The 22,162-nt window shown below is 62.3% G+C and carries 21 protein-coding genes; 5 read left to right on the top strand and 16 right to left on the bottom strand.

Going from position 1 to position 22,162, the window contains the following annotated elements; translation table 11 throughout:
• The coding region (locus E5W87_RS08680) for an anti-sigma factor (protein ID WP_367118805.1) at positions 1 to 245 on the bottom strand (245 nt) is incomplete at its 3' end.
• Positions 245 to 763 (bottom strand): sigma-70 family RNA polymerase sigma factor, encoded by a 519-nt coding sequence (locus tag E5W87_RS08685; RefSeq protein WP_292395985.1) that lies wholly within the window; start codon positions 761 to 763, stop codon positions 245 to 247. The genes E5W87_RS08680 and E5W87_RS08685, both read right to left, overlap by 1 nt.
• A 353-nt stretch (positions 764 to 1,116) precedes the next feature.
• On the opposite strand from E5W87_RS08685, the gene E5W87_RS08690 reads away from it, so the two are divergent.
• The 3 genes from E5W87_RS08690 (at position 1,117) to mazG (ending at position 4,544) form a co-directional block, all read left to right on the top strand.
• Entirely contained in the window at positions 1,117 to 2,271 is a 1,155-nt protein-coding gene (locus E5W87_RS08690; RefSeq protein WP_292395987.1) for an OpgC family protein, read from the top strand.
• A gap of 179 nt (positions 2,272 to 2,450) precedes the next feature.
• Positions 2,451 to 3,635, top strand: coding sequence for an amino acid aminotransferase (locus E5W87_RS08695; protein ID WP_292395991.1), 1,185 nt, complete (start codon positions 2,451 to 2,453; stop codon positions 3,633 to 3,635).
• An 84-nt stretch (positions 3,636 to 3,719) separates the two neighbouring features.
• Positions 3,720 to 4,544, top strand: a complete 825-nt coding sequence (gene mazG / locus E5W87_RS08700) for a nucleoside triphosphate pyrophosphohydrolase (protein ID WP_292395995.1) — start codon at positions 3,720 to 3,722, stop codon at positions 4,542 to 4,544.
• Positions 4,545 to 4,550: 6 nt separating this feature from the next.
• Here mazG and hflX read toward each other — a convergent pair whose 3' ends face one another.
• The 8 genes from hflX to dusB all read right to left on the bottom strand — a co-directional run bounded on the left by hflX (position 4,551) and on the right by dusB (position 14,857).
• The gene (hflX, locus tag E5W87_RS08705) at positions 4,551 to 5,942 is read right to left on the bottom strand and encodes a GTPase HflX (RefSeq protein WP_292395999.1); all 1,392 of its coding nucleotides are present in this window, start codon (positions 5,940 to 5,942) and stop codon (positions 4,551 to 4,553) included.
• On the bottom strand, positions 5,943 to 6,188 hold the full coding sequence (gene hfq, locus E5W87_RS08710) for an RNA chaperone Hfq (RefSeq protein ID WP_006202172.1): 246 nt from the start codon (positions 6,186 to 6,188) through the stop codon (positions 5,943 to 5,945).
• A gap of 145 nt (positions 6,189 to 6,333) precedes the next feature.
• Positions 6,334 to 7,197: a D-amino-acid transaminase gene (locus E5W87_RS08715; protein WP_292396002.1), complete on the bottom strand. Its 864-nt coding sequence runs from the start codon at positions 7,195 to 7,197 to the stop codon at positions 6,334 to 6,336.
• Between the two features lie 175 nt (positions 7,198 to 7,372).
• Positions 7,373 to 8,734: a sigma-54 dependent transcriptional regulator gene (locus tag E5W87_RS08720; protein ID WP_027153990.1), complete on the bottom strand. Its 1,362-nt coding sequence runs from the start codon at positions 8,732 to 8,734 to the stop codon at positions 7,373 to 7,375.
• Positions 8,724 to 11,009, bottom strand: coding sequence for a PAS domain-containing sensor histidine kinase (locus E5W87_RS08725; RefSeq protein ID WP_292396006.1), 2,286 nt, complete (start codon positions 11,007 to 11,009; stop codon positions 8,724 to 8,726). Before E5W87_RS08725 ends, E5W87_RS08720 begins: the two co-directional genes overlap by 11 nt.
• 223 nt (positions 11,010 to 11,232) lie before the next feature.
• A complete protein-coding gene (gene ntrC, locus E5W87_RS08730) occupies positions 11,233 to 12,693 on the bottom strand; it encodes a nitrogen regulation protein NR(I) (protein ID WP_095488622.1) in 1,461 nt (486 codons plus the stop codon).
• A complete protein-coding gene (locus tag E5W87_RS08735) occupies positions 12,690 to 13,832 on the bottom strand; it encodes a nitrogen regulation protein NR(II) (protein ID WP_292396010.1) in 1,143 nt (380 codons plus the stop codon). The genes ntrC and E5W87_RS08735 overlap by 4 nt, the downstream gene beginning before the upstream one ends.
• Complete coding sequence (gene dusB / locus E5W87_RS08740) at positions 13,829 to 14,857, bottom strand: tRNA dihydrouridine synthase DusB (RefSeq protein ID WP_292396013.1); 1,029 nt, start codon at positions 14,855 to 14,857, stop codon at positions 13,829 to 13,831. The genes E5W87_RS08735 and dusB overlap by 4 nt, the downstream gene beginning before the upstream one ends.
• 236 nt (positions 14,858 to 15,093) lie before the next feature.
• On the opposite strand from dusB, the gene E5W87_RS08745 reads away from it, so the two are divergent.
• Together E5W87_RS08745 and E5W87_RS08750 are read left to right on the top strand one after the other, a co-directional pair.
• Complete coding sequence (locus E5W87_RS08745; protein WP_292396015.1) at positions 15,094 to 16,323, top strand: bifunctional 2-C-methyl-D-erythritol 4-phosphate cytidylyltransferase/2-C-methyl-D-erythritol 2,4-cyclodiphosphate synthase; 1,230 nt, start codon at positions 15,094 to 15,096, stop codon at positions 16,321 to 16,323.
• The gene (locus E5W87_RS08750; protein ID WP_292396018.1) at positions 16,320 to 16,829 is read left to right on the top strand and encodes a CinA family protein; all 510 of its coding nucleotides are present in this window, start codon (positions 16,320 to 16,322) and stop codon (positions 16,827 to 16,829) included. The genes E5W87_RS08745 and E5W87_RS08750 overlap by 4 nt, the downstream gene beginning before the upstream one ends.
• Here the strand turns inward: E5W87_RS08750 and E5W87_RS08755 are convergent.
• From E5W87_RS08755 to E5W87_RS08780, 6 genes are all read right to left on the bottom strand, one after another.
• Positions 16,805 to 17,263 (bottom strand): type II toxin-antitoxin system RatA family toxin, encoded by a 459-nt coding sequence (locus tag E5W87_RS08755; protein ID WP_292396021.1) that lies wholly within the window; start codon positions 17,261 to 17,263, stop codon positions 16,805 to 16,807. The genes E5W87_RS08750 and E5W87_RS08755 overlap by 25 nt on opposite strands.
• A 12-nt stretch (positions 17,264 to 17,275) precedes the next feature.
• On the bottom strand, positions 17,276 to 18,241 hold the full coding sequence (gene lipA, locus E5W87_RS08760; RefSeq protein WP_292396025.1) for a lipoyl synthase: 966 nt from the start codon (positions 18,239 to 18,241) through the stop codon (positions 17,276 to 17,278).
• Positions 18,242 to 18,374: 133 nt separating this feature from the next.
• Entirely contained in the window at positions 18,375 to 18,632 is a 258-nt protein-coding gene (locus E5W87_RS08765) for a GlsB/YeaQ/YmgE family stress response membrane protein (RefSeq protein WP_023717568.1), read from the bottom strand.
• Positions 18,633 to 18,728: 96 nt separating this feature from the next.
• The gene (gene lpdA, locus E5W87_RS08770; RefSeq protein ID WP_292396031.1) at positions 18,729 to 20,174 is read right to left on the bottom strand and encodes a dihydrolipoyl dehydrogenase; all 1,446 of its coding nucleotides are present in this window, start codon (positions 20,172 to 20,174) and stop codon (positions 18,729 to 18,731) included.
• 222 nt (positions 20,175 to 20,396) lie between these two features.
• On the bottom strand, positions 20,397 to 21,035 hold the full coding sequence (locus tag E5W87_RS08775) for an SGNH/GDSL hydrolase family protein (protein ID WP_292396034.1): 639 nt from the start codon (positions 21,033 to 21,035) through the stop codon (positions 20,397 to 20,399).
• A 145-nt stretch (positions 21,036 to 21,180) separates the two neighbouring features.
• Positions 21,181 to 22,162: 2-oxo acid dehydrogenase subunit E2 (locus E5W87_RS08780; protein ID WP_292396036.1), on the bottom strand; the 982-nt coding region annotated here is incomplete at its 5' end.

The raw sequence follows: 22,162 nt of genomic DNA on the forward strand, positions 1-22,162 counted from the left end.
AGCCCGCGTTCCAGCCGCCGCGCCGCGTCGGCCGTTGCCGGCCGCGCCATGCCCTGGGATCCGGCAAGCGCCACGCGCAGTTCGTCGCGCGTCCTGAGGTCGGACATCACGCGAGCGGCCGCCTCCGGACGGGCGGAAAGAAACGCCTCGACTTCGATGCGGCGGGCAACGTCCAGCTGGTCGTCGACATAGGCGTCGAGGTCGGCATCGGTCACCGGGTCGCGCAGTTCGTTCATCGCAGACATCACGGGCCTCCCACGATCCTGAGGTGGCTTTTCACACGCGCCGGCAATTTGTCCTCCATCTCACGGAGGGCCGTGCGCGCCCGGCCGATGCGCGACATCAACGTTCCCAGCGGTACGCCGCTGGCCTCGGCCGCCTGGCTGTAGGTAAGGCCCTCGATGGCGACGAGATGCAGCGCCGAACGCTGTTCTTCCGGCAATTTGAAAAAAGCTTCGCGCACCTGCGCCAGGCGGACGGAATGTTCCTGGGGAGCCTGCATACTGGCATCGGCAAGATACCCGGCCTGCTCGACGCGCACCGCTTCAGACTTGCGGGACCGCAAGCCGTCAATGAAAGCGTTGTGGACGATCGACAGCAGCCAAGCGCGCAGGTTTCCGCCGGATCGGAAGGTGCCGCGCCGCTCATAGGCCCGCACCAGCGCGTCATGCACCAGATCCTCTGCTTCGGCGCTGTCGCGCGTCAGCGAACGCGCGTAGCGCCGCAGCGAACCAAGCTGTCCTATGATATCGAAGCGTGGCATCGACCCTGTCATGTCCTGTTTACGGAGCATGGCAGGTTTTTAATCCCGCTCTTTGAATTTTTTGCGATCCGGGAAGGTCAGACATCACCGCTGCAACGCCTCACCATCGCGCGTACGGCTTCTTTGTCGGCGAACGAGCGGCCCTCCCCTCAGCCGCCACAATTCGCCGCGCGGTTTAGCGCCGCCGGGGATTTCGATGTTTACACGTGAATTAATTTGTGACGCGGAAAATCGCGAAGGTGTCATCTTTTTCGGGGCACTTGCGAGTTATAGGCAGGAAACATTCACCGCCGAATCGTCCCTTCGCCGACGGTCCTTTGGGCCCGCTTTGTTCAACGAATTATCGACCCGACATGACAAGCAATGTGCCAACCCAGCGGGATACCCGCATCGATGTCTTCCGCGCGCTAGCGTTACTGACGATCTTCATCAACCATGTGCCGGGGACGATCTTCGAGTATTTCACGCACAAGAATTTCGGCTTTTCCGATTCAGCCGAAGCCTTCGTGCTGATTTCTGGGATCGCTGTCGGGCTCGCCTACGGACTGAAGTTCCAGCCGGGGAACCGGTTGCTCATCACCCTGAAGGCCTGGCGGCGCGCGGGTGTCCTCTATGTCACCCACGTCATGACCACCGTGGCGACGCTGGCGATCTTCTCGGCGGCTGCACTGCATTTCTCGCGGCCCGATCTTTTGAAGCTGATCAACATCCAGATGATCATCGAAGACACGCCGGAAGCGCTGCTCGGCATCGCCGCGCTCGGGCATCAGATCGGCTATAACAACATTCTTTCCATGTATGCCGTCGTGCTTCTGATGATGCCGCTTTTCCTGTGGATCGGCACGTTCAGCCTGCGGCTGATGCTTGCTGCGTCCGCTCTCCTCTGGCTCATCGCCGGCATTTTCCAGATCGCGCCTTCGAATTTTCCCGGCGACGGCTTCTGGTTCCTGAACCCGCTCTCCTGGCAATTTCTGTTTGTCATCGGGATCGCCGGCATGCTGCATGTCAAGCGCGGCGGCGAAATCCGCTTCAACTGGATAATGGCGAGCGCGGCCGTCGGATATCTGGTCGGCGCGCTGATTTGGGTGCGGCTGCCGCTGTGGGGCATCGAGACGGCCTCCGGCCTGCCTACCGTGCTGACCGGTTTCGACAAGACATTCCTGTCGCTCTCGCGGCTCATGCACATTCTGGCGATCGCCTATCTGATCGTGGCGATCCCCACGCTTTCCAACCTGGCGAGGGCCGGGCCCGGACACCCGCTCGCGGTTCTCGGCAAGCATTCGCTGCCGGTCTTCATCGCCGGCACGATCCTCGCCATGATGGCGCAGGTCATGAAGGCCGTCAGCCCGGGCGGGCTCCTCTACGACACGATCCTGATCTCGACCGGCATCGCGCTGCAGTTTGGCTTCGCCTATTACCTCGAATGGTTGCCGCGGATCGGTTGGGGCGGCAAGAAGCAGCAACCTGCTGCCGCCTTGCCGTCTGCTGCCCTCAAACCGGCGCGATAGAACGGCGCGACGCGCCGTGCCATCAACGCCTTTCGCCGGGTGTGAGCCTTTCCTCAAGGTCGCCATGGATTTCTGTGTTCGGTCTCCCGGTTTGGCGGTTTTCAGTTTGGCGCAAATGAAAACCGCTGGCGCAGCACAGCCGATTTGCGTATCACTCCGCCGCCAACGGAACCGCGCCGATGTTTGAAGACCTCCAGCCTGCCCCAGCCGACAAGATCCTTGCCTTGATCGGCCTCTACCGCGCCGATCCCCGCCCCGACAAGGTCGACCTCGGCGTCGGCGTCTACAAGGATCGCGACGGCAAGACGCCGGTGATGCGCGCCGTGCGCGAAGCCGAAAAGCGATTGCTGCATAGCCAGGTCACCAAGACCTATCTCGGCCTTGCCGGCGATACCGGCTTCAACGCGGCGATGGCGAGGCTGGTCTTCGGCCCTGCAGCCGAGCTGACGCGCATCCGTGCGGCACAGGCGCCCGGCGGCTCAGGCGCGCTGCGGCTGGTGGCCGAACTGCTCAAGAGGACGCGATCGGACGCGACGATCTGGCTGTCGGACCCGACATGGCCGAACCACATGCCGGTGATGCGCGCCGCCGGTTTGCAGATACGCGAATATCCCTATTTCGACGCTGCCTCAGGTGCTGTTCGCTTCGCCGACATGACGAGCGCGCTGGCCGCCGCCAAGAGCGGCGACGTAGTGTTGCTGCATGGTTGCTGCCACAATCCGACAGGCGCCAATCTGGACATCGCGCAGTGGGCTGAAATAGCCGACCTTGTCGTCAAGCGCGGCCTGCTGCCGTTTGTCGACATTGCCTATCAGGGCTTTGGCGAAGGCCTGGACGCGGACGCCGCCGGGTTGCGCCTGCTGGCTGAAAAAGTTCCGGAAATGGTCGTTGCCTCGAGCTGCTCGAAAAACTTTGCCGTATATCGCGACCGCGTCGGCGCGGCGATGATCCTGGCAAAAGACAGCGCGCAGGCGGATGTGGCAATGAGCCAGATGCTCTCGGCGGCGCGCGCCATGTACTCGATGCCGCCGGACCATGGCGCGGCCGCGGTGCGCATTGTGCTTGAAGACGCCACGCTGCGCGCCGATTGGGAAGCAGAGCTTGAGGAGATGCGCCTGCGCATGCTGCGGCTTCGGGTGCAGTTCGCCGAAGCGCTGCGGCGGCAGTCCAATTCCGATCGCTTCGATTTCGTCGCCAGCCATCGCGGCATGTTTTCTCGGCTTGGCCTGTCCGAAGCGCAGGTCGAGCGGCTGCGCGCCGAGCACGGCGTCTATATGGTCGGTGACAGCCGCATTAATGTCGCCGGCCTGCCGGAGGACGGGATGGACGCGCTCGCCAAGGCGATCGTCTCCGTGCTCGGCTGAGGCGCTGAGCAACGCTGTGGACAATCGCCCCTCGCCGTCCGACGGCGTTGGCTACACGGTCGGACGCAGGCTAGCATCCGGCCGATGAAACCCTCGAAGGACATTTCCCGGCTGATAGAAATCATGGCGGCGCTGCGGGCCCCGGAAACCGGTTGCCCGTGGGACATCGAGCAGGATTTCTCGACCATCGCGCCCTACACGATCGAGGAAGCCTACGAGGTGGCGGACGCCATCGCGCGCGGCGACCTGGACGATCTGCGCGACGAGCTCGGCGACCTTCTGCTGCAGGTCGTCTACCACGCGCAGATGGCCGAGGAGGCCGGCGAATTTGCTTTCGGCGACGTGGTCCAGGCCATCACCACGAAAATGATCCGTCGCCACCCCCATGTCTTCGGCGACGAGAAGGCGCGCAGCGCCGGTATGGCCAAGGGTATGTGGGAGAAGATCAAGGCCGAGGAAAAGGCGGAAAAGCGAAACGCCCGCCTCGCCCGCGGACACGATCCAGAGGATCATGGCAAGGGTTTTCTGGACAGCGTACCGGTCGCCCTGCCCGCTTTGACCCGGGCGCTCAAGCTGCAGGAAAAAGCTGCCCGCGTCGGTTTCGACTGGAGCGAGGCCACGCCGATCCTCGACAAGATCGAAGAAGAGATCGGCGAGTTGCGCGAGGCCCTTGCCAAAGGCGATACGGCTTCGATCAAGGACGAGTTCGGCGACATGCTGTTTGCCGTCGTCAATCTCGGGCGTCATCTCAAGGTTGATTCGGAAGCGGCGCTCAGCGGCACCAACGAGAAATTCCGGTCGCGGTTCCACTATGTCGAGCAAGCGCTGGAAGCGTCCGGAAACACGCTGGAAAAGGCGACGCTCGACGAGATGGAGGCGTTTTGGCAGCAAGCCAAGAGCGCGAAGTAACAGCGATTACCCGTTGTTTTTACGGTGCAATCGGCTTTCTATCTCTTCATGCGCGCTTTGCGTCGCCTTGAGCGCGACGGTCACACCGCCATCTTCATTGTCGGTACGCGAGACGACGTCGCCATTGCGGTAGAGCCAGTCGACCAGTCCGAGCTGGTTAGCCTTGAGAGTGACGGTCAGCGTTTCCAGTTCGCCTGAAACTCTTGTCTCGATGATCGCCTTCAGCACATCGATCCCCTCGCCGGTGACGGCTGATATGGCAATCGGCGGCGCCTTGTTGCCATCGGCGCCATCGGCAAGAAGCCGAGTCCTGTTGCCTTCGTCGAGCAGGTCGATCTTGTTCCATACTTCGATGACGCGGTTGGTGTCGCCGGCATCGACGCCGAGATCGGCCAGGATGCGCTCGACGTCCTCGGCCTGGGCGGCCGTGTCGGGGTCCGAAATATCGCGCAGATGGATGACGAGATCGGCCTCGACCACCTCTTCCAGCGTGGCCCGGAAGGCCGCGATCAGATGCGTCGGCAGGTCCGAAATGAAACCGACCGTGTCCGAAAGGATGACCGGCGTGCCGTGCGGCAGTCGCACCCGACGCAGTGTCGGGTCGAGCGTGGCAAACAGCATGTCCTCGGCCAGCACCCCTGCTCCGGTCAGCCTGTTGAACAGCGTCGACTTGCCGGCGTTGGTATAGCCGACGATCGCCACCACCGGGAAAGGCACCTTCTTGCGCTTGGCGCGGTGCAGGTCACGGGTGCGCCGCACGGTTTCCAGCTCGTGCTTCAGCTTCTTGATCTTGTCCTGCAGGGCACGGCGATCCGATTCGATCTGCGTTTCGCCAGGACCGCCGAGAAACCCGGCGCCGCCGCGCTGGCGCTCAAGGTGGGTCCAGCTTCGCACGAGCCGGCCCTTCTGATAGTTGAGGTGCGCAAGATCAACCTGCAGCGTGCCTTCCTTGGTCCGCGCACGCTCGCCGAAAATCTCCAGGATCAGCCCGGTGCGATCCAGCACCTTGGCGTTCAGTTCCTTTTCCAGGTTGCGCTGCTGCACCGGCGTCAGCGGATGGTCGACAATGACCAGTTCGGCATGGCCCTCTTTGACGATGTCGGCGAACTCCGCAACCTTGCCGCTGCCGAACAAGGTTGCAGGGCGCGGATCATTGACGGTCACCACCGCGCTATGGATCGGGTCGAGGTCGATGGCTTGAGCAAGGCCAACCGCCTCGTCGTGGCGGGCCTCGGCGGACCGCGTCAAGCGCGGACGATTCGTGTCTTCGTCGCCGCGCGGCTGGCGGGTAAGCACGGGCACGATGACCACAGCCCGGGTCGGGCCTTCGGCTTCCGTCCCCGGCTGATATGCTGGTTTTTCGCGAACGCTGCGGTCCGCGTCTTTCTTACGTGCCAATCAGGCGCCCTGGCTTTCCTCGCCATCGAACATCTGAACCGGCTGGCTCGGCATGATCGTGGAAATGGCGTGCTTATAGACGAGCTGGGAATGGCCGTCTCGACGCAGCAGAACACAGAAATTGTCGAACGAAGTGACCACACCGGTCAGCTTCACGCCGTTGATGAGAAAGATGGTGAGTGGGTTTTTGCTTTTGCGAACTGAATTCAGGAACAGGTCCTGAAGATTTTGCGATCGTTCCGCCATTGTTCTTGTCTTTCGCCGATCCCCTTCGGTTTGCAACTCAATGCGCCAAATTACCCGGCACGTGTCAAGCGCGCAAACACCATCTTGCCGTCAATAACGACAAGCAGAACGAGATATATTGATGTTCATTCCACCTGTGCGGTTATCAGGCTGGACTTTTTTCCGCAACGTCAAAAAAGGCTTGCCGCAAGGAAAGTGTTATCGAGCCCGGGTGGCCGTTGGCGACAGGAGCACCGTCGATCGCCACGATCGGCATGGCGATCGTGGTCGCGGAGCTGATGAAAACCTCGCGCGCGGCCTTGGCCTCGGCGACCGAAAAGCCGCGCTCCTCGATTTTCAGGCCGAGCTTGGCCGCCACTTCGAACAGCGTGGTGCGGGTGATCCCGCGCAGGATGCCGTGCTCGGCTGGGCGCGTCACCAGCACGCCATCCCTGGTGATGATCCAGGCGTTCGACGATCCACCTTCCTTGACTGTGCCGTCGGCATCGACGAACCAGGCCTCCTGGGCGCCGGCTTCCTTGGCCTTCTGCTTGGCGAGCACATTCGGCAACAGGCCGACCGACTTGATATCGACCCGGTCCCACCGGTTCTCCGGCACGGTGATGACCTTGATTCCGCTTTCAGCCCTCTTCGCGGCAGCAGCGGGGTCGGCTTTCCTGGCGGTCACCACCAGCGACGGCTTCGTGCCCGCCGCCGGGAAAATAAAGTCACGGCTGGCGACGCCACGCGTCACCTGGAGATAGACCAAGCCATCGGTGACATGGTTGCGGCGAACCACCTCGCGCAAAATAATCGGCAACACGCCCCGCGTGACCGGCCAGCCGATCGACAATTCGGTCAGCGAGCGGTTCAGCCGTCCGAGATGGCGCGGCATATCGACGATGAAGCTGCGCGCCACCTCGCAAACCTCGTAAACGCCATCGGCGAACTGATAGCCACGGTCCTCGATATGCACGAAAGCCTCGGCGTGAGCGACGTAGCGCCCGTTCACATAGGCAATGCGCGGCATGAGGTCACCCCTGGAGAAGTCAGCGCATGACCCCGAAAATCGGAATCGGCGCAAAAATCAAAGCGCTACAGCATCCTTTGCGCGTCCCAAAAGACGCGCGGTGCTGCAGCGCTTTCTTATGCGATTCCGCCTGCGCCGTAACCGATAATTGCGTAAGCCACGATTGGATTGGCTGTCAGACGCCCAGCGACTTCAGCTTGCGGTGAAGCGCCGAGCGCTCCATGCCGATGAACTCGGCCGTTTTCGAGATGTTGCCGCCAAAACGGTTGATCTGGGCTATCAGATAGTCCTTCTCGAACTGTTCGCGCGCCTCACGCAACGGCAGCGCCATGATGTGCTGATCGGATTGGTTTGGCGTGCGCGGCATGACATCACCGATCTCGGCCGGCAAGAGGTCGGCGGTGATCGGCGCATCGATATCGTCGCCGCGCGCCAGGATCATCAGCCGCTCGACATTGTTGCGCAACTGGCGGACGTTGCCTGGCCAGTTGTGCGCCTGCAGCACGGCCAGCGCGTCGTCGCCGATGCGCCGCGGCCGGATGCCAGCCTGGCGGGCGATCTGCTTCATGAAATTGTCGACAAGATAGGGGATGTCTTCACGCCGCTCGGCCAGTCCCGGCACCATGACCGGAACCACCGCCAGGCGGTGATAGAGATCCTCCCGGAAACGACCGTCGGCGATCATCGCCTCCAGGTTCTGCGAGGTCGATGAAATGATTCGGACATCGACCTTGACCCGCTTGGTGCCCCCTACCCGCTCGAACTGCTGCTCGACCAGCACGCGCAGAATCTTGTTTTGCGTTTCGCGCGGCATGTCGGCCACTTCGTCGATGTAGAGAATGCCGCGATGAGCCTCCTCGAGCGCGCCGACCTTGCGTTCGACACCGTTTGATTCGGTGCCGAACAGCTCGACCTCCATGCGTTCGGGCGTGATGTTGGCAGCGCTAAGCGTGACGAACGGGGCGCCCTTGCGCGCTGACAGCGTGTGGATGGCGCGTGCCGCGAGTTCCTTGCCCGACCCGGACGGGCCGATGATCATGACGCGGCTATTGGTCGGCGCGACGCGCTCGATGGTCTGGCGCAACTGGCTCATCGCCGACGACATGCCGATCAGGTCGAAGGTTTCGCCGCTGCGCAACTTGAGATCCGAAACCTCGCGTCTCAGCTTCGAGGTTTCAATTGCACGCTCGGCGATGAGGATCAGCCTGTCGGCCTTGAACGGCTTCTCGATGAAGTCATAGGCGCCGCGACGTATGGCCGAGACCGCCGTTTCGATGTTGCCGTGGCCCGAGATCATCACCACGGGCAGGCTCGGATGCATCGTCTTGATCTCGTCCAGCAGCGCCAGTCCGTCCAGACGTGAGCCTTGCAGCCAAATATCAAGGAAAATCAGCCGCGGCGCCCGGTCGGCGATCGCCGCCAGGGCGCTGTCGGCATCGAATGCCGTGCGGGTTTCGTGACCTTCGTCGCTCAGGATACCGGCGACAAGTTCGCGGATGTCTTCCTCGTCATCGACGATGAGAATGTCAGACGCCATTACCGACCTTTTCAGTTTTTCTTTCGTGTTCCGTCCTGCCTTCGCCGCTCGACGGCATGGTGGCGGCAAGCGGCAGGATGATGCTGATCATCGCGCCTCGCCCGCCGTGGAAATCCGCCGGCGCGTCATGCAGTTCGAGCCGGCCGCCATGGTCTTCCACTATCTTCTTGACGATAGCGAGGCCAAGCCCCGTGCCTTTCTCGCGTGTCGTCATGTAAGGCTCGAGCAATCGCTGACGATTCTCGCGCGGCAAGCCCTTGCCATTGTCGATGACGTCAATGCGAATCGCGCCATTCTGGCGCCCGGCTTGAATCCGGATTATGCCGTGCGAGCGGTCCTTTTGATCAAGTCCGTCGATCGCCTCGGCTGCGTTCTTGATAACATTGCCAAAAGCCTGCGCCATCAGGCGACTGTCGAAAGTACCCTTGAGCGGTTCGTTGCCGAATACGCGCTCGAAGGTGATGTCGGCGCGGCTCACTTCGACGAGGAACGAGGCTTCGCGCAACGACTCGCGCAAATCGAGGGCCTTCATTTCGGGCTTGGGCATGCGCGCGAAAGCGGAGAACTCGTCGACCATGCGGCCGATATCCTCCACTTGCCTGATGATCGTGTCGGTGCACTGATCGAAAACCTCGCGGTCTTCGGTGATGACCTTGCCGTAGCGGCGCTTGATGCGCTCGGCGGAAAGCTGGATCGGTGTCAGCGGGTTCTTGATCTCGTGGGCGATGCGCCGCGCCACATCCGCCCACGCCGAGGAACGCTGCGCCTGGACCAGATCGGTGATGTCGTCGACCGTCACGACATAGGACTTCTCCTCCGAACCGTCGTCGCCGGCCTCGACCGTGACCTGCACGTTGAAGGTCCGCTCCGTGCCGGCGCGATAGAAGGTCACCTGCTCGCGGTGAACAGGCTTTCCCGACTTGCGGCCGATCTCGAAGACGCGGCCGACATGCGGTAGCACGGCGGAAAGGTTTTGCCCGAGTGCGGCGGTGGCGGATATGGCCAGCATCGTTTCGGCCGACCGGTTGACGATGGTGACGATGCCATACGGATCGACGCCGATGACGCCGGCGGTGACGCCAGCAAGCACGGCTTCCGAAAACCGCCGCCGCTCGTCGATCAAATCCTTGGCGGACAGAATCTCGTTACGCTGCGATTTCAGTTCCAGCAGCATCTTGTTGAAGGTGTCGCCGAGCGAGGCGACGTCGCCGTCGGATGGCCGAACGGGCACGGCAACGTCGAGATTGCCGGTCGCGACCTCGTCGGCCGCGCCGATGAGCTGGCGAATCGGCCGCACCAGGCGGTCAGCCACGGCAATGCCGGTCCAGATGGCGGACAGGATGATGATAAGCGTCAGCGACAGGTAGGGAAGTGCGAAGGCCACCTGCGAGGTGCGGCGATTGGCTTCCAGACCGCGATACTCGTCGGTGTTGGACCTGACAATCTGCCGCGCCTTGATCACCTCGGGATCGACGAGGCGGATGGTGTAGAGATAGAGCCCTTCGATCTCGCGCAGCTTGACGATGGCGCCCATGATGTTGCGCGTCTTCGGCTCGATCAGCACCGGCCTGCCGTCGGCGGCACTGCTCATGGCGCCTTCCGGCGGCTCCGGCATGGCAAAATCGGCGTCGGTCTTGGCGCTCATGACGAATGAACCGTCTGGCTTGACCAGCGCGGCATGGGCCAGCGAGCGTCCGACGGCCTCCTTGTTCATGAGATCGAGGAAGCCGGTTCGATCGAGGCCGTAGAGCGTGCGGGAGGCGTCGAGATCGTACGCCATCGACAGGGTCGTTCCCTGGAGATTGCGCGCGTTCTCCTGCACATAGGCATCGGCGATCGACAGCGACGAATTGACGATCGTCTTGGTGCGGATCTCGAACCAGCGATCAAGGCCGATGTCGAGTGTGATCGAGGCGATGATCGCCACCATGATGGCGGGAATCGCGGCGACCAGCGCGAACATCGCGACGATCCGTACATGCAGCCGCGACGCCGCCTTGCCGCGCCGGCGCGCCATCACGATGCGATGCACTTCGCGGCCGACCAGCGCGATCAGGAACAGGATGAACGCCGCATTGAGGGCGATGAGCGCCAGCGTCGTCCTCTCGTCCGGCGTGATCGGCGTGGCGCCGACGAGAATGGCGAAGGAGATCGCCGCCGTAACCAGCGCACCGGCAATTGCCACCACGCCGGGCAGCGCAAGCAGCCGGCGCCCTTCCCTTGTTCCGGGTTCGCTGAAAAGCGGTTCGCTCAGTGTCGGTGCCTGTGAAGCCATGTCGCCGTCTAGAGCCAGTGATTGCGTCGGATGTATGCAACGCATTGTGGCGATTATGCAACAAGTGTGACCTGGACGGAAATGTTTCGGCGATCGATCCCCCGGAAAAGGCGCCGCTCTATCGCACCGGACCGAAAATCGAGATCGATTTTTCGGAAAACACGATGCGAAAACTCAAAGCGCCATAGCGAATTTTGTACGTCCGAATGGAACGTACGTCGCTCTAAGCCTGCCTGGTTGATTTGTAGACGTTGACGCCGAGTTCGCGAATTTTCTTGCGCAGCGTGTTGCGGTTGAGTCCCAGGAGTTCCGCAGCCTTGATCTGATTGCCGCGGGTTGCCGTCATCGAGGCCAGCACCAGCGGATATTCGACCTCGGAGAGAATGCGCTGATAGAGGCCGGCGGGCGGCAAATCGCCGGCGAACGACGCAAAATAGCGTTGCAGGAAGTGTTCCACAGCCTGGCCGATCGACAGATCGTCGGGAATGAGGTTGCCGCCACCGGGAACGACCGGTCTCTCGCCGGTCTTCAGTTCCGCCTCGATGATCTCGGCGGAAATCTCATCCTGCGAATAGAGCGCGGCCAGCCGGCGGACAAGATTTTCGAGTTCGCGCACGTTGCCGGGCCACGGATAGCGCTTCATCAGCTCGATGCCGCCGGTGGAAATGCGCTTGGTCTGCAGGCCTTCGCTGGCACCGAGCTTGAAGAAGTGCCTCACGAGATCCGGAACGTCCTCGGACCGCTCGCGCAGCGCCGGCAGCCTCAGCGGCACGACATTCAGGCGGTAGAACAGATCCTCGCGAAAAAGCCCCTGGTTGATCAGCGTGCGCAGATCCTTGTTGGTAGCGGCGACGATGCGCACGTCGGTCTTGATCGGCGTGCGGCCGCCGACGGTGGTGTATTCGCCCTGCTGCAGGACACGCAGCAGGCGCGTCTGCGCTTCCATCGGCATGTCGCCGATCTCGTCGAGGAAGAGCGTGCCGCCCTCGGCCTGCTCGAAACGGCCGGTGGAGCGGTTTTGCGCGCCGGTGAAGGCGCCCTTCTCGTGACCGAACAGTTCCGATTCGATCAGGTCTCGCGGGATCGCCGCCATGTTGATCGCGACGAAGGGCCCGCCGCGGCGGCGGCCGTATTCGTGCAGCGCGCGCGCCACCAGCTCCTTGCCGGTGCCCGATTCGCCTGAAATCATCACGGTCAGGTCGGTCTGCATCATGCGCGCCAGCATGCGGTAGATATCCTGCATGGCTGCCGAGCGGCCGACCAACGGCATTGTTTCCGGCGGCTCGTCCGCCCGCGCATCTATCTTCGGCCGTCGGGGCTCGGAAAGCGCCCGGTTGACGATGTTGAGAAGCTCGGTCAGGTCGAACGGTTTCGGCAGATATTCGTAGGCGCCGGTCTCGGAGGCGCGAATCGCGGTCATGAACGTATTTTGGGCGCTCATGACGATGACGGGCAGTTCCGGTCGCGCCTTCTTGATGCGCGGCAGCATGTCGAAGGCGTTCTCGTCCGGCATGACCACGTCGGTGATGACGAGATCGCCCTCACCCGCCGCCACCCAGCGCCACAGCGTCGAGGCGTTGGACGTCACGCGCACCTCATGGCCGACGCGCGAAAGCGCCTGGTTGAGGACGGTGCGGATGGCCGCATCGTCGTCGGCGACGAGAATATTGCCGCGAACCGTCATTTGCGGTCTCCTTCGCCATCATCGTCTGTGCCGAACGGCGTTTCTTTCCAAGCTGGCATCAGAATGCGGAAGGTGGTTCCGCGCGGCGTCGAATCGCATTCAATGATGCCGCCATGCTCGCCGACGATTTTCGCGACCAGCGCAAGACCAAGCCCCGACCCGTTCGGTTTGGTGGTGATGAAGGGATCGAACAGGATCGGCAGGATATCTTCGGAAACACCGGAGCCGTTGTCGCGCACGCAGAATTCCAGCGGCAGCGACACGCGGCCCTGCGATCCCGGAACGGAGACACGGATGCCCGGCCGGAACGCGGTCGACAGGCTGATCTCGCCCTGCGGATCGCCGCCAATGGCCTCGGCAGCATTCTTGACCAGGTTGAGGAACACCTGGATGAGCTGATCACGGTTGGCAAAAACCGGAGGCAATGACGGATCATAATCCTCCAATATCTTGATCCGTTTGGCAAAACCGTTCTTGGCAATCGCCTTCACATGGTCGAGAACGACATGGATATTGACCGGATAGCGGTCAATCGGTCGCTCGTCGGAAAACACCTCCATGCGATCGACCAGCGAGACAATGCGGTCGGTCTCGTCGGTGATCAGCCGGGTCAGCGCGCGATCTTCATCGGAAGCAGACAGTTCGAGCAGCTGGGCAGCACCTCGTATGCCGGACAGCGGGTTCTTGATCTCGTGGGCAAGCATCGCGGCCAAGCCGGTCACCGAGCGTGCCGCACCGCGATGCGTCATCTGCCGATCGATCTTGTCGGCCATCGATCGTTCCTGGAACATCACCACGACGGAACCCGGAAATTCCGACACCGGCGCGACATAGAGATCGACGACTTTCTCGATGCCAAGGCGCGGCGACGACACATCGACCCGATATTCGTTGACGGGTGCCCGGCGCTCGCGCACCTGGTCGACAAGCGTCAGCAACGGGCTGCCGAAGGGAATGAGCTTGGGTAGTGTGTTACGGGCGAGCATGGTCGCGCTCGAGCGAAAGAAATCCTCGGCATCGGCATTGGCGAAGGTGATGAAGCCTTCCGCATCGACCATGATCACCGGGCGGCGGATGGTGTTGAGTACGATGTGGGCGGCATCCGCCATATCCGTGCTCTGTGCAACGGTGGCATTCATGCTGCGCCCCGCAGGTTCATCGCCTCGGGAGCGCGTGAAAGGACCTCGCGCAACGCGGCAATGACGCGGACGGGCTCGAAGCAGGTGAGGATGGCCTTTCGCCGCTCATCAGCGACACCGGCGGCGTGGCGGTCGAGATACCAGCCAAGATGCTTGCGCGCCTGGCGCACGCCGCTTTCGGTGCCGTAGAGCGTGAGCATGTCCTCGTAGTGGGCAACGATGTAGTCGGCCAGCGCTTCAGGGCTTTCGGGCACGCCGGGCGTTGCCTCTTTTGCCGCGGCTGTCGCGATGCTGCCTGCCGTCCACGGCGCGCCATAATGCGCGCGGCCGATCATCACCGCGTCGGCGCCCGATTGGTCGAGGATCATTGCTGCCTCCGCCGGCGAGCCGACATCGCCATTGGCGACGACCGGGATCGACACAGCCTGCTTTATGCGTGCGATGGCGCGCCAGTCGGCCTTGCCCTGGTAGAACTGGCAGCGCGTGCGGCCATGCACTGTCACCATCTTGACGCCCGCCTGTTCGGCGCGGCGCGCCAGCATCGGCGCGTTGAGCGCGCTTTCGTCCCAGCCGAGCCGCATCTTGACCGTGACCGGCACCTCGACCGCGCCGACCACTGCCTCGATCAGCGACAAAGCGTGATCGAGATCGCGCATCAGCGCCGAACCGGCATAGCCGCCCGTCACCTTCTTGGCCGGGCAGCCCATATTGATGTCGATGATGTCGGCGCCCTCGCCCGCCGCTATGCGGGCGCCCTCGGCCATATGCGCCGCCTCACGGCCGGCAAGCTGGACCATGTGAACAGGCAGCCCGGAATGCCGGATGCGCAGGCCGCAACCGCCCCTGCCCTTGGCAAGCTCGCCGCTCGCCACCATCTCCGACACGACCAACCCGGCGCCGTGCGCATAGGCACGCTGCCGGAACGGCTCATCAGATATACCCGACATGGGCGCGAGGAAGGCGCGATTGCGGATTCTCACACTTCCCACGTCCAGCGGCGAAGCCAATTTGGTAACGTCAAGCATGCACAAAAACCAAGCATTTTTAATTGCTGCACATTCTCTAGCCAGAATGATAGCGATGTGCAACGCACAATGACGTCACATTAAGACGCATTTGGGAAAAATGCTGGCCTTCAGCCCCTGCCGCGCCCAAAGCGCCGTGCGTCCTTGGGAAAGGACGCCTTGGCACTTTGCATCTGCGCATGATCTGTTCCGAAAAGCGATTCCACTTTTCGGGATCATGCGCTAAGCGTCTCGGCATGACAGATGCAAGCGAAAAGCAGGCTTCGGCTGCGGACGATAAGGTTGCCGTGGTTATCGTCGCCGCCGGCCGCGGTGCGCGCGCCGGTCAGGCCGATGGGCCGAAGCAATACCAGAGGATCGGTGGCCGTGCCGTTATCGCGCGCACGGTGGACATTTTTTTGACGCATCCGAGGATCGGTCCCGTCGTCGTCGCCATCCATGCCGACGACAGCGCACTTTTTCGCAGCGCCGTCGGAGCCAACGCCGATCGGGTCGTCACGGTAACAGGTGGTGCATCCCGGCAGGACTCCGTTCGGCTCGGGCTGCTTGCGCTGAGAGGCCATGCGCCGGGCCAGGTTCTGGTCCATGATGCCGTTCGCCCGTTCGTCGACGCGGAATTGATAGACCGTACGATCGCCGCTATCGGCGAGCGCCAGGGAGCACTGCCCGCCCTACCCGTCGCCGACACGCTGAAACGTGAGTCGGCCGCCGGCATGATCGGCGAGACGGTTTCCAGGAACGGGCTTCATGCCGCCCAGACGCCGCAAGGCTTTCCGTTCTGGCCGATCCTGGCCGCCCACGAAAAGGCCCATCATCTCGGCAAGGCGGACTTCACCGACGATGCCGCGATCGCCGAGTGGGCACATATCCCGGTGAAAATCGTTCCCGGCTCGCCGGATAATGTCAAACTCACCTGGGCAAGGGATATTTCGATGGCGGATCAGCGGCTTTCCGGCGAACGGCCGCGCTTTCCGGACATCCGCACCGGCAATGGCTACGACGTCCATGCCTTCGAGCCAGGTGACCATGTCACCCTGTGCGGCGTCTCCATCCCGCATGACAAGAAACTGTCCGGCCATTCGGATGCCGATGTCGGCCTGCACGCGTTAACCGACGCGCTGCTCGCCACCTGCGGCGCCGGCGACATCGGCACGCATTTCCCGCCGTCGGATCCGCAGTGGAAAGGCGTGGCCTCGCGGATCTTCGTCGAACATGCGGCGAAGCTGGTGCGTGCGCGCGGCGGGCGCATCGCCAATGCCGACATCACCCTGATCTGCGAGGCGCCGCGGGTCGGCCCGCATCGCGAAGCAATGACCGAAACCCTTTCCGCAATGCTGGCAATTTCCCGGGACCGTATCTCGATCAAGGCGACAACCAACGAAAAGCTCGGCTTTATCGGCCGCGAGGAAGGGATAGCCGCCATCGCGACCGCCAGTGTCGTGTTTCCAGGGGACGTCCCCGAATGAGCAACAACGATCTCGCAGATGCCCTGCTTCAAGCCTGCCAACAGCGCGGGATCATGCTGGCGACGGCCGAGAGCTGCACCGGCGGCATGATCATCGCGGCCCTGACCGATATCGCCGGCTCTTCGACGGTGGTCGACCGGGGTTTCATCACCTATTCCAACGAGGCCAAGACGGAGATGCTCGGCGTTTCCGCCGCCATGCTTGAGGCGCATGGCGCGGTCTCGCGGGACGCGGCGGTCGAGATGGCGCAGGGCGCCCTGGCCCGTTCGCGCGCCGGACTGACCCTCGCCGTCACCGGCATTGCCGGTCCAGGCGGCGGCTCGACGGAAAAGCCCGTCGGCCTGGTCTGGTTCGGTGTCGCCTTGACTGGTCGGCCGGTCGTCAGCGAATGCCAGTTGTTCCCCGATAAGGGCCGCAATTTCATACGCCAACAGACGGTCAGGCATGCACTTGAACTGGGCTTGCGCGCACTCGCTGCGGATCAGGCTGCCGGCGCTGGCCCATAGATGACGTCGGCGCGCTTCTCGAACGCCTCGGAGAACATGCGGAAGGCGCGATCGAACATCGTTCCCATCACCGCGCCCAGAATACGGCTCTTGAACTCGTAGTCGATGAAGAAGCGGACGTTGCAACCGTCATCGGCCGGCTCGAAGCGCCAGACATTGCTCAGATATTTGAACGGGCCGTCGATGTATTTGACGTCGATGGCGTTCTCGTCGGGCTTCAAAAGCACCTGGGTGGTGAAAGTCTCGCGGATCGCCTTGTAGCCAATGCTCATGTCGGCGATGAGCAGGGTGCGTCCGTTGCGTTCCTTGCGCGAGCGAACCGTCAGTGCCTCGCAAAGCGGCAGGAATTGCGGATAGGATTCGACATCGGCAACCAGAGCAAACATCTGCTCCGGCGTATGCGAAACGCGACGATGGGCTTCGAATTGCGGCATGAAACCAGTGTGTTAGGCAGACTTTCTGAGAAACGCTTCGCGCGCCGCGCGCAGCCTGGCGAAATCATCGCCGGCATGATGCGACGAGCGCGTCAGCGGACTTGACGCCACCAGCAGGAAGCCCTTGGTCTTGCCGATCGTCTCGAAGGACTTGAATTCCTCCGGCGTGACGAAGCGGATCACCGGATGGTGCTTCTTCGACGGCTGCAGATACTGGCCGATGGTCATGAAGTCGACATTGGCCGAACGCAGATCGTCCATCAGCTGCAGGATCTCGTTCCGCTCCTCGCCAAGGCCAACCATGATGCCGGATTTGGTGAAGATCGACGGATCGAGCTCCTTGACCCGCTGCAACAGCCTGATCGAATGGAAATAGCGGGCGCCCGGCCGGACCGTCAAATAGTTCGACGGCACGGTCTCCAGATTATGGTTGAAAACGTCGGGCTTCGCCGCCACCACGATCTCCAGCGCGCCTTCCTTGCGCAGGAAGTCGGGTGTCAGGATTTCGATCGTCGTCAGAGGCGTTGCCGCCCTGATGGCGCGGATGACCTCGGCAAAGTGCTGAGCTCCGCCATCGGCGAGATCGTCGCGGTCGACGGAAGTGATGACGACATGGGTCAGGCCCATTTGCTTGACGGCGTGTGCGACACGGGCTGGTTCATCGGGATCGAGCGCGGTCGGTATACCGGTAGCCACGTTGCAGAAGGCGCAGGCGCGCGTGCAGATCTCGCCCATGATCATGAAGGTGGCGTGCTTCTTTTCCCAGCACTCGCCGATATTGGGGCAACCGGCTTCTTCGCACACCGTCACCAGCTTGTGCGACTTCACGATCTCGCGCGTCTCGGCATAGCCTTTCGACATCGGCGCCTTGACGCGGATCCAGTCGGGCTTGCGCAGCACGTCCTGGTCGGGCTTGTGCGCCTTTTCAGGATGCCGCAGGCGCGGCGCATTGGCGATCGTGTCGAGGACGGTGACCATCTGAAATCCGGTTCGTTGGCGATCGCCTTCCGGCGTTCGCTTCTAGACGTCATCTAGGACTTTTCGCTGCAAAGAAAAAGGCCGCGGCGGCGCATGCCGCCACAGCCGTTTTCGCATGGCAAGAGTTCAGCAACTAACGGCGCACCATCCGCCCTACCCAGATCAGCAGGCAGGCGCCAATGAAACCGGTGATCAGATAGGCGATCCAGCCGGCGCCGAAGGCGCCGATGTTGAGCGCCTGCAGGATGGCGTTCAGCACGATCGCGCCGACGATGCCAAGAATGATGTTCATCAAGATGCCGGTGTTGCTCTTCATGAACATCTCGGCAAACCAGCCTGCCAAACCGCCAATGATGATGGCTGCTACCCAGCCCACGCCGTTCACGTCCATATGCCCTCTCCTCTGGTGATGAATGCATCCGGAAACGAATTACCTTGCCGTCGAGTTCCTTGGCCCTCACCTGTTGAGTCTCACGCCGCCAATTTATCATGCGTTCAGCGCACGGCCATAGGCGTCGAGGACGCTTTCCTTCATCATCTCCGATAGCGTCGGATGCGGGAAGATCGTGTGCATCAGTTCTTCCTCGGTGGTCTCCAGGTTCATGGCCACCACAAAACCCTGGATCAGCTCGGTCACTTCGGCGCCGACCATATGCGCGCCCAGCAGCTGCCCGGTCCTCTTGTCGAAGATTGTCTTCACGAAACCCTGGTCTTCGCCGAGCGCAATCGCCTTGCCGTTGGCGGCGAACTGGAAGCGGCCGACGCGGATGTCCTTGCCCTCGGCTTTTGCTTTCGCTTCGGTCAAGCCGACGGAGGCTACCTGAGGGTTGCAATAGGTGCAGCCCGGAATCTTCAGCTTGTCGGTGGCGTGCACGCCTGGGAAATTGGCGATCTTTTCCACGCAGACCACGCCTTCATGTTCGGCCTTGTGGGCGAGCATGGGTGGGCCGGCGACATCGCCGATGGCATAGATGCCGGGCACATTGGTCTTGCCGTAGCCGTCGACGACAACGCAGCCGCGTTCTGTCTTCACACCGAGCGCTTCGAGGCCGAGATTCTCGATGTTGCCCTGCACGCCGACGGCCGAGATCATCCGATCCGCGGTGATCTTCTCGACCTTGCCGTCCTTCATCTCGACATGCGCGGCAACCGAGTTCGCGCCCTTCTCGACCTTGGACACCTTGGCTTCGAGAATGATCTTCATGCCTTGCTTCTCGAACTGCTTCTGCGCGAATTTCGAGACCTCTGCGTCCTCGACCGGCATCACCGCCGGCAAAAGCTCGACCACCGTCACCTCCGCGCCCATGGTGCGGTAGAACGAAGCGAACTCTATGCCGATCGCGCCCGAACCCATCACCAGCAGCGATTTCGGCATCTCTTTCGGCACCATCGCCTCGAAATAGGTCCAGATCAGTTTGCCGTCGGGCTCGATGCCGGGCAGCGCACGCGGCCTGGCGCCGGTCGCCAGGATGATGTGCTTGGCGGTGTAGGTGCCTTCGCCCTTGACGCCCTTCGGTGCCGGCGGCTGCGGCTCCATCGGCTTCTTGGAGGATTTCGACACGACGATCTCGCCCGGTTTGGTCAGCTTGGCTTCGCCCCAGATCACATCGACCTTGTTCTTCTTCATCAGGAAGGCAACACCGCCGTTGAGCCGCAGCGAGACCTTCCGCGAGCGATCGACCACGGCAGCGGTGTCGACGCTGACCTTGCCGTCGAGCTTCAAGCCGTAGTCCTTCAGATGATCCGAATAGTGCATGATCTCGGCCGAGCGCAGCAGCGCCTTGGTCGGGATGCAGCCCCAGTTGAGACAGATGCCGCCGAGGTGCTCGCGCTCGACGATTGCCGTCTTGAAGCCGAGTTGGGCGGAACGCACCGCCGTGACATAGCCGCCGGGGCCGGAGCCGATGATGATGACGTCGTAGTTCTCAGCCATTTTGTGACCCTTATTGAAGCGAGGCTTCACCGAAAGAAGGCTTCGGTATCGAAATTGGCTCGTACCTCAGTATTGGAGGCGCGAAAGCTGGCTCATGCATTAGTATCGAAAGGGCGTCGGAAACCCAGAGCCCCAGAAATGCGTAGCCTGCAAGAAGCCGACTTCGGCGGCCTTGCCAATGCACAGCCAACCAAATGCCAATGATCAGAAATGCATTGACTATCATGTCGCTAACATCACGCGCACGAGCGGCACCAACGCCTGCCCGATTTTCCGCGTGTTCTCCGCGTCGAGATGGACACCGTCGAGCGGCGTGGTCTCAGCCACCGTGCCCGCATCGAAGAAGCCGCAGCCGGCCTCGTCGGCAAGGGCGGAATATTGCGCCGCCAGCCGCTTCGACGCCTCGTCGCCGCCGGCGAACATTTCCTTGAACTCGGCATTCTCGGTGCGGCTGACAGCGGGCGGGGAAACGATGAGGATCTGCGGCGCCGGCCAATCGAACGGGTAGTCGTGGCCACGCACGATATCGATCAGGCGCTGGATGCCTTGCTTGGCTGCGACCGGATTCCCGTGGATCCACGGCTTCATGTCGTTGGCACCGAGCATGATGATGATCAGGTCGATCGGCGCGTGCGTCATCAGGATCGTCGGCAGTATTCTTGCGCCGTTACGGTCGGCGCCGGCCAGATGATCGTCGAAAGCCGTTGTGCGGCCGTTCAAGCCTTCGGCGATGACCTCGATATCGCCTCCCAACGTCGCCTGCAGCACACTCGGCCAGCGATCTTTGAGCGGGTGGCGATCCAGGCTTGCCGCATCATAGCCCCAGGTCAGCGAGTCGCCGTAGCAAAGGACTGTTTTCATGCGCTTGCCCCGCTCCTGCCAAAACTTGTCCGCGAGCACCTGAGCTTCCAGCGCGCGAACGGCCAGTGAACGATGATCGTTGCGACGCCGGAAAGGATGAAGGCAAAAAGGCTGGTGAAGAATTTCCGCACCGCCTTCTTCCTTTCTAGACCAGCATGCCCATCGGGTTTTCGATCATGCGCTTGAAGGCGACGAGCAGTTCGGCGCCGAGCGCGCCGTCGACGGCGCGGTGATCGGTCGACAATGTCACCGACATGATTGTCGCGATCTTGATCTCGCCGTTCCTGACCACCGCGCGCTCCTCGCCGGCGCCGACCGCCAGGATGGTCGCATGCGGCGGATTGATGACGGCGGCAAAGTCCTTGATGCCGAACATGCCGAGATTGGACACCGCCGTGGTACCGCCCTGATACTCTTCCGGCTTCAGCTTGCGGCTGCGGGCGCGGCTGGCAAGGTCCTTCATCTCGTTGGAGATGGTGGAAAGCGTCTTTTCGTCCGCCTTGCGGATGATCGGCGTGATCAGGCCTCCGGGGATCGATACTGCGACGCCGACATCGGCATGCCTGTGCTTGACCATGGCGCTCTCGGTCCATGAGGCATTGGCATCTGGCACCGCCATCAGCGCCATCGCCATCGCCTTGATCACCATGTCATTGACCGACAGCTTGTAGGCCGGCGCCTCACCCTTGTCGGTCTTCTTCACCGGGGCCGCCGCGTTGACTTGCGTGCGCAATGCCAGAAGCGCGTCAAGCTCGCAGTCGAGCGTCAGGTAGAAATGCGGGATAGTGGTCGTGGCCTCGACCAGCCGACGCGCGATGGTCTTGCGCATATTGTCGTGCGGGACAAGCTCGTAGGAGCCTTCGGCAAAAAGTTTCAGCACCTGCTCGTCCGCCATTGGCTTGGCTGCGACAGCGGCTGCCGGAGCGCCGGCGGGCGCCGCTTTTGCAGCGGGTGCCTTGGCGCCCCCAGAAGCAATCGCCGCTTCGACATCAGCCTTGACGACACGGCCATGCGGGCCGGAACCGGTCACCGCTGAGACGTCGACGCCGGCTTCCCGGGCGATGCGACGGGCAAGCGGCGAGGCGAAGGTGCGGCCGTCCGGCGATTGGCTGATCTCCCCCCTTGTG

The sequence above is a fragment of the Mesorhizobium sp. genome (assembly GCF_004962925.1).
Taxonomy (GTDB): domain Bacteria; phylum Pseudomonadota; class Alphaproteobacteria; order Rhizobiales; family Rhizobiaceae; genus Mesorhizobium.